Genomic DNA, 10,685 nt, shown 5'->3' with positions numbered 1-10,685 from the left:
CTGTACGAACTCGCTCCAATAAGGCAAGGAACTTTGGTCTTTTGAAGTCGAGACCGCCGCCAATCTCTCCGACCACTTCGGCTCCAGGATAGAGGCTAACCAGCCTTGCAATCTGTCTCTCCAAGTCTGGCTTCTGCCCTCGGCTGCTGACTCGGGCGTACAAAACGACTCGTTTGACTTTTCTTGGCGTTTTGATGTAGCTGTCGAGGTCATACCTTCTCGCCCTACCGGATGGTGTGCGTATTGCCTTGATCCAACCTTTCTGTTCCCATCGCCTCAAAGTGTGGAGACATACCCCGAAATAGTCCGCCGCTTCTCTCGGTTTCACATACCTAGCCATACTAAGCAGCCATGCTGAACATACTATACGTTATTTCCAGTATAGTCCAGCATATCATTGACTAGAGTCATACTCTCCCCTCTTCCTTTGGGAAAAGGGCCGGGGGTGAGGGATCCCCGCCAATCTCCACAGGCCACAGAGCCTCTGTCGGCAAGTGGATCCACACCGTCTGCCCCGGCGCAAACACCTGATGGGGAGCCACCCAAGCCTGCAGACTGCCCCAAGGGGTTTGTAAGGTCAGCCGTCGCTGGGTGCCCGCAAAGCGTTCCGCCATCACCTGGGCCAAGAAAACATTGTCGGCCAAGCCGGGCGGCTGGGGAAGCACCTGCACCTGTTCCGGGCGCACCGTCAGCCGCACCTGACCTTGGAGTGGCGCGGCGCTTTTCAAGAGGATCCCGTTGTTGAGGCGAAGCTGGTGACCCTCCGCCTGCGCATCGAAAAAATTGACCCCGCCAAAAAAGCGGGCAATGCGCTCGGAGCGCGGCTGCTGATAGAACTCCACAGGGGATCCCACCTGGTGTAGCTGCCCCTCAAACATCAGGCCGATGCGTTGGGCCATGGCTGTGGCTTCTGCTTGATCGTGGGTAACCAGCACCGTCGTCACCCCTGTTTCCGCCTGCAGCTCCAGGATGAGGGCCTGCATCTCTTGGCGCAGGTTGGCATCCAGGGCCGATAAAGGTTCATCCAACAGCAGCACCTTGGGCCGAATCACCAAAGCCCGCGCCAGGGCCACCCGCTGCGCTTGTCCGCCAGAGAGCTGACTGGGCCGACGCTGAGCAAAGCCGGGCAATTGCACCCGCTCCAACATGCGCCAGGCGGCAGCCTCCCGCTCTGCCCGGGGAATGCCCCGCATTTTCAGGCCAAAAGCAACATTCTCCCCCACGCTCAGGTGGGGAAACAGGCGGCTGTGTTGGGACAGCAAAGTCACGCCGCGCCGTTCCGGCGGCAGAGGGTTGAGGGGGATCCCGTCCAGCCAGATTTCCCCCGGATAGGGCAAGGGATCCGGCTCCAGCAGGCCGGCGATGAGATTGAGGGTGGTGGACTTGCCGCAGCCCGACGGCCCCAGCAGGGCGAAGATCTCCCCTGCCTCCACGCTCAAAGACAAATCCCTGAGGACAGGGATCCCTCCCTTGTGGAAGCGCTTGCTGAGGTGGCGGAGAACAAGGTGGCCCATGCTTGGGTTACCGATCAAACGCTCAATAGAGCTCTCAAGCTCTCCCAAATTAGAACACCCGAATTAGAACAGAAAGTACCGTTGTGCCATGGGCAGCACCTCTGCCGGCTCGCAGGTGAGCAGCTCTCCATCGGCCCGCACTTCATAGGTCTCTGGGTTCACCTCAATGTGGGGAGTGGCGGTATTGAGTTTCAAATCCGCTTTGCCGATCTCGCGGCAATTTTTCACCGCTACGGCCCGGCGCTGGATCCCCAATTTCTCAGGGATCCCCAGGTCTAGGGCAGCCTGGGAGACAAAGAGGAGGCTGGTCTCGGTCAAGGCGCGGCCAAAGCTGCCGAACATGGGGCGAGGGTACACCGGCTGCGGGGTTGGAATGGAAGCATTGGGATCCCCCATTTGGGCATAGGCAATCAGGCCCCCCTTCAGGACAATTTCCGGCTTAACCCCAAAAAAGGCCGGCTTCCACAGACACAGATCCGCCAGTTTTCCCACCTCCACCGACCCGATGACGTGGCTGAGTCCTTGGGCGATGGCGGGGCAGATGGTGTACTTAGCCACGTAACGCTTGGCCCGGAAGTTGTCGTTGCGGCTGCTGTCTTGCGGCAGAGGCCCCCGCTGCACCTTCATCTTGTGAGCTGTCTGCCAAGTGCGGATGATCACCTCCCCCACCCGGCCCATGGCCTGCGAGTCGGAAGAGATGATGCTGAACACCCCCATGTCATGCAAGATGTCTTCGGCGGCAATGGTTTGGGGGCGAATGCGGCTTTCGGCAAAAGCAATATCCTCCGGCACATTCTTGCTCAGGTGGTGACACACCATCAGCATGTCCAGATGTTCTTCGATGGTGTTGCGGGTAAAGGGGCGGGTGGGATTGGTGGAGCTGGGCAGCACGTTGGGCTCCGAGGCAATGCGGATGATGTCGGGGGCATGCCCACCCCCGGCCCCTTCGGTGTGGAAGGTGTGAATGGTGCGGCCATTGATGGCGGCGATGGTATCTTCCACAAAAGCCGATTCATTTAAAGTATCGGTGTGGATGAGGGTTTGGACGTCGTACTCATCCGAGACTTGCAAACAGCTGTCGATCACCGCCGGCGTGGATCCCCAATCTTCGTGGATCTTGAGTCCGCAGGCCCCCGCTTCCACCTGTTCCCGCAGAGCCTCGGGGAAAGCCGCGTTCCCCTTGCCAAAAAAGCCCAAATTGACCGGAAACCCCTCCGCCGCCTGCAACATTTTGCCCAAGTTCCAAGCTCCAGGGGTGCAGGTGGTGGCGTTGCTGCCGGTGGCCGGCCCGGTTCCGCCCCCCAAAAGGGTGGTCACTCCCGAAGCGATGGCAAACTCGCACAACTGCGGACAGATGAAATGCACATGGGCATCGATCCCGCCCGCTGTCAGGATCAGGTTTTCCCCGGCAATCACCTCAGTGCTGGGGCCAACCACCATGCCCGGCGTCACCCCCGCTTGGATGTTGGGGTTGCCGGCTTTGCCAATGCCGACAATGTAGCCATCGCGAATGCCCACATCCGCCTTGACGATGCCCCACCAGTCCAGGATCAGGGCGTTGGTGATCACCAGATCCAAGGCCCCATTGGCGCGGGTGGCCGTCGGCGATTGCCCCATGCCATCGCGGATGGTTTTGCCGCCCCCAAACTTAATCTCCTCGCCGTAGGTGGTGAAATCCTCCTCCACCTCGATGATCAGTTCGGTATCCGCCAGGCGCACCCGATCCCCTACGGTGGGGCCGTAGTTGCTGACGTATTGGCGACGGGGAATCTCTAGGGTCATAGGGTGGTATCTGCAAAAGGGCTGCCAGGGTTTTACCACACATCCCCACCCAGGGGATCCCTTGCTGTCTATTGTTCAGTTCCAACCCTTCCTGAGAACGGATTGGGTTGGCTGAAAATTCGTTACATATATTTACATCTATGATCGAAAAAACAATTGCCAATCGACTCCAGCCTCGATGGGACAAGGGATCCCTCGTTTAATTATTGTGAAGCAACTGAGGGCTCACAAACCCTGACCTATAATGCCAGGTAAGTCCTGCCCTGAGGGAATCTTCTGCCAAGGGGTGGGGATGCTTCGTTCCTTGTCGCAAGAGAGGAGTTCTTGATGACAACTACGCCAAAGGAGCGAGAGCCGAAGGTCAAGGTGTCGGTTGATGTGGATCCGGTTCCCACCTCATTTGAGAAATGGGCTAAGCCGGGGCACTTCGATCGCAGCCTATCCCGTGGCCCCAAGACCACGACCTGGATCTGGAACCTCCATGCTCTTGCTCATGACTTCGACAGTCACACCAGCGACTTAGAAGACGTCTCTCGTAAGATCTTTTCCGCTCACTTCGGCCACTTGGCGGTGGTTTTCGTCTGGCTGAGCGGCATGTACTACCACGGAGCTCAGTTCTCCAACTATTCCGCTTGGCTGGCGGATCCGATCAACATCAAGCCCAGCGCCCAAGTGGTCTGGCCCATCTTTGGCCAAGAGATCCTGAATGGGGATGTGGGTGGCGGCTTCGAAGGGATCCGCATTACTTCTGGTCTATTTCACCTCTGGCGAGCTGCCGGCATCACCAATGAGTTTCAACTCCTCTGCACCGCCATCGGTGGCTTGGTGATGGCCGGGCTGTGCCTGTTTGCCGGCTGGTTCCACTACCACAAGCGGGCTCCCAAGCTGGAGTGGTTCCAAAATGTGGAATCGATGCTCAACCACCACCTGGCGGGCCTGCTGGGGCTGGGTTCTTTGGCCTGGGCTGGTCACCAAATCCACGTGGCCATTCCCATCAACAAGATGTTGGATGCGGGCGTGCCGGCGGCCCAGATCCCTCTGCCCCATGAATTCATCCTCAAGCCGGCCCTGATGAAGGAGATGTTCCCCAGCGTGGATTGGGGCTTCTTCAGCGGGGTGGTGCCTTTCTTTACCTTGGACTGGGGCAAGTACGCGGAGTTCCTCACCTTCAAGGGTGGTCTGGATCCGCAGACGGGCGCCCTCTGGCTGACGGATCAGGCCCACCACCACCTGGCCATCGCCGTGCTCTTTATCGTGGCTGGCCACATGTACCGCACCAACTGGGGCATTGGCCACTCCATTAAGGAGATCCTGGAAGCCCACAAGGGCCCCTACACGGGCGAGGGCCACAAGGGTCTGTACGAAGTGCTGACCACCTCTTGGCACGCCCAACTGGCCATCAACCTGGCCATGGTGGGATCCCTGAGCATCATCGTGGCCCAGCACATGTACGCCATGAACCCCTACCCCTACATGGGCATTGACTACGCCACCCAGATCTCCTTATTTACCCACCACATGTGGATAGGGGGCCTGTTTATCGTTGGCGGCGCTGCCCACGGGGCCATCTACATGGTTCGCGATTATGACCCGGCGGTGAACCGCAACAATGTCTTGGATCGGGTGATCCGCCACCGCGACGCCATCATCAGCCACCTGAACTGGGTGTGCCTATTCCTGGGCTTCCACGCCTTCGGCTTCTACGTTCACAACGACACGATGCAGGCCCTGGGCCGTCCGCAGGACATGTTCTCGGATACAGGCATCCAGCTGCAGCCCATTTTTGCCCAGTGGATTCAATCGCTGCACACCAAGGCCATCGCTAGCACTGCTCCCTATGTGGGCGCTTCGGTAAGCCCCATCTTTGGGGGTGATGTGGTGGCTGTGGGTGGCAAGGTGTCCATGATGCCGATGGTGCTGGGCACGGCGGACTTCATGGTTCACCACATTCACGCCATGACCATCCACATCACGGTGCTGATCCTGCTCAAGGGGGTGCTGTTTGCCCGCTCTTCTCGCCTGATCCCCGATAAGGCCAAGCTGGGCTTCCGCTTCCCCTGCGATGGCCCGGGCCGCGGCGGCACTTGCCAAGTCTCCGCTTGGGATCACGTGTTCCTAGGGCTGTTCTGGATGTACAACTGCATCTCGATCGTGATCTTCCACTTCAGTTGGAAGATGCAGAGCGACATCTGGGGCACCGTCAACCCGGACGGCACGATTGAGCACCTCACCGGAGGCAACTTTGCGGCCAGCGCTATCAACATCAACGGCTGGTTGCGGGACTTCCTGTGGGCCCAATCGGTGCAGGTGATCAACTCCTATGGCTCGGCGCTGTCGGCCTATGGACTGCTCTTCTTGGGCGCCCACTTCGTCTGGGCCTTCAGCTTAATGTTCCTGTTCAGCGGCCGTGGCTACTGGCAGGAGCTGATCGAGTCCATCGTCTGGGCCCATAACAAACTGAAAGTTGCTCCGGCCATTCAACCTCGCGCCCTCAGCATCATCCAGGGGCGGGCGGTCGGTGTGGCCCACTACCTGCTGGGCGGAATCGTGACCACTTGGGCGTTCTTCCTGGCACGGTTTGCCGCACTCGGCTAAGGCAAGGAGGAAGAGACAATCATGACCACTGCAACTCGTTTTCCCCAATTCAGCCAAGACCTGGCCAGCGATCCCACCACGCGTCGGCTGTGGTATGGCATTGCCACCGCCCACGACTTCGAGACCCACGATGGCATGACAGAGGAGCGGCTTTACCAAAAGCTGTTCGCCACCCACTTTGGCCATCTGGCAATCATCTTCCTGTGGGCCTCCGGCAACGTCTTCCACATCGCCTGGCAAGGCAACTATGAGCAATGGGTAGCCAACCCCACGGGTGTCACCCCCATCGCCCACGCCATCTGGGATCCCCACTTTGGCAAGGCAGCGGTGGAAGCCTTTACCCAACCGGGGGGCGGCGGCCCCGTCAACGCGGCCTACTCTGGCCTGTACTATTGGTTCAACACCATTGGCCTGCGCACCAACGGCGATCTCTACACCGGCGCGATTGGCCTGCTGTTGTTGGCGGCAGTGTTTCTGTTTGCCGGCTGGCTGCACCTGCAGCCCCGCTTCCGGCCTAGCCTGAGCTGGTTCAAGAACGCTGAAGCCCGTCTCAACCACCACCTGGCCGGCTTGTTTGGGGTCAGTTCCCTGGCTTGGACTGGTCACCTGGTACACGTCGCCATCCCCGAGTCCCGCGGGCAGCACGTAGGCTGGGACAACTTCCTTACCACTCTGCCCCACCCGGCAGGTCTGAAGCCCTTCTTTACCCTCAACTGGGGGGTGTATGCCCAGAACCCGGACACGGCCAACCATGTCTGGGGCACGGCAGAAGGGGCGGGCACGGCCATCCTCACTTTCTTGGGTGGCTTTAACCCCAACACCCAGTCCCTGTGGCTGACGGACATGGCCCACCACCACCTGGCCATCGCGGTGATCTTCATCGTGGCCGGCCACATGTACCGCACCAACTGGGGCATTGGCCATAGCATCCGGGAGATCCTTGGCGCCCACAACCCCCCCAAGGGCACTCCCTTCGGAGGCCTGCTGGGAGAAGGCCACAAAGGTCTCTACGACACGGTCAACAACTCCCTGCACTTCCAGTTGGCTCTGGCCTTGGCCTGTCTGGGGGTGGTGACCTCGCTGGTGGCGCAGCACATGTACGCCCTTAACCCCTACGTGTTCATGTCCATGGATCACACCACGGAGGCGGCTCTTTACACCCATCACCAGTACATTGCTGGCTTCTTGATGGTGGGGGCGTTTGCCCACGGGGCCATCTTCCTGGTGCGGGACTATGATCCTGAGGCCAACAAGAACAACGTGCTGGCGCGGGTGCTGGATCACAAGGAAGCGATTATCTCCCACCTCAGCTGGGTATCGCTGTTCCTGGGCTTCCACACCCTGGGGCTGTACGTCCACAACGACGTCATGCAGGCCTTTGGCACGCCGGAGAAGCAGATCTTGATCGAGCCGGTGTTTGCTCAGTTCATCCAGGCCTCTCACGGCAAGATGATCTACGGCATGGATGTGTTGTTGTCCAACCCCGACAGCCTTGCTTCTACCGCTTGGCCCAACTACGGCAACGTGTGGCTGCCGGGCTGGCTGCAGGCCATCAACGATCCCAATGGATCCCTGTTCCTGCCCATTGGCCCGGGTGACTTCCTGGTGCACCACGCCATTGCGCTGGGCTTGCACACCACCACCTTGATCTTGGTCAAGGGGGCGTTGGATGCCCGCGGCTCTAAGCTGATGCCGGACAAGAAGGACTTTGGCTACAGCTTCCCCTGCGACGGCCCGGGTCGAGGCGGCACCTGCGACATCTCCGCCTGGGATGCCTTCTACCTGGCCATGTTCTGGATGCTGAACACCATCGGCTGGGTTACCTTCTACTGGCACTGGAAGCAGCTTGGGGTTTGGAGCGGCAACACTGCCCAGTTCAACGAGAACTCCACCTACCTGATGGGCTGGCTGCGGGATTACCTCTGGGCCAACTCTGCTCAGTTGATCAACGGCTACAACCCCTACGGGATGAATAACCTGGCGGTTTGGGCCTGGATGTTCCTGTTTGGCCACTTGGTCTGGGCGACGGGGTTCATGTTCTTGATCTCCTGGCGCGGCTACTGGCAAGAGCTGATCGAGACCTTGGTGTGGGCGCATGAGCGCACTCCCTTGGCCAAGCTGATCCGCTGGAAAGACAAGCCGGTGGCCATGTCGATTGTCCAAGGTCGTCTGGTGGGTCTGGCCCACTTCACGGTGGGTTACGTGCTGACCTACGCGGCCTTTGTTATCGCCTCGACAGCCTCTCAGTCGGGGTAGCAAGCCCATAACCTGCTGAATAGGGATCCCTCGGCTGGTCCAGGGATCCCTTTTTTGTGAGTTGGTAGAGTGGTGATATGAAGTTTAGGGTCTGATGAGTTTGGTCGATGACTCTAGCCGCCCGATTGGATCCCTATATCAGGCGATATACCTTTGAGGAGTTTCATCGACTGATTGAGTCTGGACAGATTGAAGAGCCCAATCAGTTGGAGCTGATTGACGGGCTCCTAGTTCAAAAGATGACGAAAGGGGAGAGGCACGCCGCCTACTGTAGCCGCCTGTACCGACTGTTGGTGGGCCTTGTGCAGGAGCAAGCTATTGTGCGCACCCAGGATCCGGTCCAACTGCCCCCCAATCACGAGCCAGAGCCCGACTTTGCCATTGTGCGCTTTCAGCAGGATGAGTACCGCTCTCGGCATCCTCAGCCCGAAGACATCTATCTCATCATCGAAGTGGCTGATTCTTCCCTTACCTATGATCGGGAAGTCAAACTCGGACTCTACGCCAAAGCCGGGATCCCCAACTACTGGATCTTGAACTTGCAAGAGAACTGCCTAGAGACGTACAGCTTGCCAATAGAGTCGGGAGTTTACCAAAAAAGAGAGGCTTACACCCCCAAAGAAAAAGTTGGGATCCCAGGGATCCGGGCTGGAGAACTGAGTCTGGATCGGGTTTTTTCCATCGGTTAAGGCAGGGATCCCTTGCCGGCAGATCGAATCTTGGCTGGCAGGAGCATGACTTTAGTCAATGATACGCTGGACTATACTGAAAATAATGTACAGTATGTTCAGTATGGCTGCTTGGTATGGCTAGGTATGTAAAACCGAGAGAAGCGGCGGATTATTTTGGGGTGTGTCTCCACACCTTGAGGCGATGGGAACAGAAAGGCTGGATCAAGGCAATACGTACACCATCGGGTAGGGCGAGAAGGTATGACCTCGACAGCTACATCAAAACGCCAAAAAAGATCAAACGAGTCGTTTTGTACGCCCGAGTCAGCAGTCGAGGGCAGAAACCAGACTTGGAGAGACAGATTGCAAGACTGGTTGACCTCTATCCTGGAGCCGAAGTGGTCGGAGAGGTTGGCGGCGGTCTCGACTTCAAAAGGCCAAAGTTCCTTGCCTTATTGGAACGAGTTCGTGCGGGAGATGTCGGAACAATTGTGGTCGCTCACCGGGATCGACTCTGCCGGTTTGGATTTGAGTTCGTTGAGTGGTACTGCCGTCAATACGGCTGCGAAATCTTGGTTCTCGATGACGATCGCCTTTCTCCCCAACAGGAACTGGTTGAGGATATCCTCACCATCCTGCACTGCTTCAGCAGTCGGCTCTACGGACTCAGAAAATACCGGGCTGCAATCGAGAAAGATACGGATTTATCCGGAGCCAGCGCTGGCTAAGGTTTGGAAGCGGTGGCAAGCGGCGTGCCGGTACTGCTACAACCAAGCGATTGCCTATCAGCGTCAGCATGGCACTACTAAAACCCCAGAAAAGCTGCGGAATATTATCCTGCAATCGGACTTGCCGCAGTGGGTGAAGGAAGCCCCCTGCCACATTAAGCAGAACGCCGTCATGGAGGCATGGCAAGCGTTTCGCCAAAGCAAGGAAGCTCGGTTTCGCAGTGTGAGGGATAAGACCCACACCTTGCAGTTCAACAACAGTAATTTCAGTCAGGGCAGGTGGTATCCGAAGCTCACGAAGGGTTTGTCGTTTACGGCGTCAGAAGCGGTGCCGCAAAAGTGTGCCTATGGGACTAAGCTAATGCGGGTGAAAGATAGATGGTATGCCATCTTCCCCGAGCCCGTGAACGAGCAGTGTTCGTTAGCAAGGGGGGTGATCGCACTTGATCCTGGAGTAAGAAGCTTCCTTACAGGGTTTGATGGGGCGGGCTTTGTAGATATCGCCAAGGGAGACTTTGGCAGAATCGTTCGGCTGTGCTACCACCTAGACGATCTGCAGTCTAGGCTGAGCAAAGCACCAAGACTCAAGCGCAGACGGATGCGGCAAGCGGCGTTTCGTCTGCGGGAGAGAATCAGGAACTTGGTGGACGAGTGCCATCGTAAGGTGGCGGCGTTCCTAACGGATAACTACCGATTGATATTCCTCCCCACTTTCGAGTCAGCCAAGATGGTTGCCAAGGCAGGGAGGAAGTTTGGTAGCAAGACGGCAAGGGCGATGCTCACCTGGGCGCACTACCGGTTCAAGCAGCTCCTGAAGTTTCAAGCCAAGAAGAAAAACGTGGTTGTCGTGGAAGTATCGGAAGCGTACACCAGCAAAACCTGTACCAAGTGCGGGCACATCCACACTAAGTTGGGTGGCGCAAAGGTGTTTAGATGCCCAAAGTGCAACCATAGGCTACCACGAGATTGGCAAGGCGCTCTGGGTGTTATGCTCAGAGCTTTGCGGGATACCGCCTTTCTGTTTGGACTCCGTCCCGCTGACGCGGTCGCGTTAGCGTCGCGTAGCGACAACGGAGACGGACAGAATGCTATCGCTTCACCGCTGAGCAGTAATGATCAGCAGTGTTCAGCGTAAATGT

Annotated in this window: 8 protein-coding genes; 5 read left to right on the top strand and 3 right to left on the bottom strand. The window is 58.0% G+C overall.

Features of this window, described 5'->3' with window-relative positions:
• The 3 genes from ACVWYY_RS08825 to ureC form a co-directional block, all read right to left on the bottom strand.
• Positions 1-340 (bottom strand): IS607 family transposase (locus ACVWYY_RS08825; RefSeq protein ID WP_457404314.1); only part of this gene is annotated, 340 nt, incomplete at its 3' end.
• Positions 341-407: 67 nt separating this feature from the next.
• Positions 408-1,514 carry an ABC transporter ATP-binding protein gene (locus ACVWYY_RS08820; RefSeq protein WP_457404316.1) on the bottom strand — a complete coding sequence of 369 codons (1,107 nt, stop codon included), beginning with the start codon at positions 1,512-1,514 and terminating at the stop codon, positions 408-410.
• A 63-nt stretch (positions 1,515-1,577) separates the two neighbouring features.
• Positions 1,578-3,296 (bottom strand): urease subunit alpha, encoded by a 1,719-nt coding sequence (gene ureC / locus ACVWYY_RS08815; protein ID WP_457398220.1) that lies wholly within the window; start codon positions 3,294-3,296, stop codon positions 1,578-1,580.
• Between the two features lie 327 nt (positions 3,297-3,623).
• Here ureC and psaA point away from each other — a divergent pair, with 327 nt between their 5' ends.
• The 5 genes from psaA (at position 3,624) to ACVWYY_RS08790 (ending at position 10,681) form a co-directional block, all read left to right on the top strand.
• Positions 3,624-5,891, top strand: a complete 2,268-nt coding sequence (gene psaA, locus ACVWYY_RS08810; RefSeq protein ID WP_457404318.1) for a photosystem I core protein PsaA — start codon at positions 3,624-3,626, stop codon at positions 5,889-5,891.
• A 21-nt stretch (positions 5,892-5,912) separates the two neighbouring features.
• A complete protein-coding gene (gene psaB / locus ACVWYY_RS08805; protein WP_414332634.1) occupies positions 5,913-8,147 on the top strand; it encodes a photosystem I core protein PsaB in 2,235 nt (744 codons plus the stop codon).
• Positions 8,148-8,254: 107 nt separating this feature from the next.
• Complete coding sequence (locus ACVWYY_RS08800; RefSeq protein WP_457440285.1) at positions 8,255-8,836, top strand: Uma2 family endonuclease; 582 nt, start codon at positions 8,255-8,257, stop codon at positions 8,834-8,836.
• 116 nt (positions 8,837-8,952) lie between these two features.
• Positions 8,953-9,546, top strand: a complete 594-nt coding sequence (locus tag ACVWYY_RS08795; protein ID WP_457440283.1) for an IS607 family transposase — start codon at positions 8,953-8,955, stop codon at positions 9,544-9,546.
• The gene (locus tag ACVWYY_RS08790) at positions 9,434-10,681 is read left to right on the top strand and encodes an RNA-guided endonuclease InsQ/TnpB family protein (protein ID WP_457440287.1); all 1,248 of its coding nucleotides are present in this window, start codon (positions 9,434-9,436) and stop codon (positions 10,679-10,681) included. Before ACVWYY_RS08795 ends, ACVWYY_RS08790 begins: the two co-directional genes overlap by 113 nt.
• The last annotated feature ends 4 nt before the right edge of the window (positions 10,682-10,685 follow it).

The sequence above is a fragment of the Thermostichus sp. MS-CIW-34 genome, assembly GCF_054060435.1.
Note: the sequence above shows the minus strand (reverse complement) of the source record. Positions and strands in the feature narration are given on the sequence as shown.

Excerpts from the sequence above, each read along its gene's own strand:
- ACVWYY_RS08820 (WP_457404316.1), bottom strand. The coding sequence starts at position 1,514 with ATGGGCCACCTTGTTCTCCGCCACCTCAGCAAGCGCTTCCACAAGGGA.
- ureC (WP_457398220.1), bottom strand. The coding sequence starts at position 3,296 with ATGACCCTAGAGATTCCCCGTCGCCAATACGTCAGCAACTACGGCCCC.
- psaA (WP_457404318.1), top strand. The coding sequence starts at position 3,624 with ATGACAACTACGCCAAAGGAGCGAGAGCCGAAGGTCAAGGTGTCGGTT.
- psaB (WP_414332634.1), top strand. The coding sequence starts at position 5,913 with ATGACCACTGCAACTCGTTTTCCCCAATTCAGCCAAGACCTGGCCAGC.
- ACVWYY_RS08800 (WP_457440285.1), top strand. The coding sequence starts at position 8,255 with ATGACTCTAGCCGCCCGATTGGATCCCTATATCAGGCGATATACCTTT.
- ACVWYY_RS08795 (WP_457440283.1), top strand. The coding sequence starts at position 8,953 with ATGGCTAGGTATGTAAAACCGAGAGAAGCGGCGGATTATTTTGGGGTG.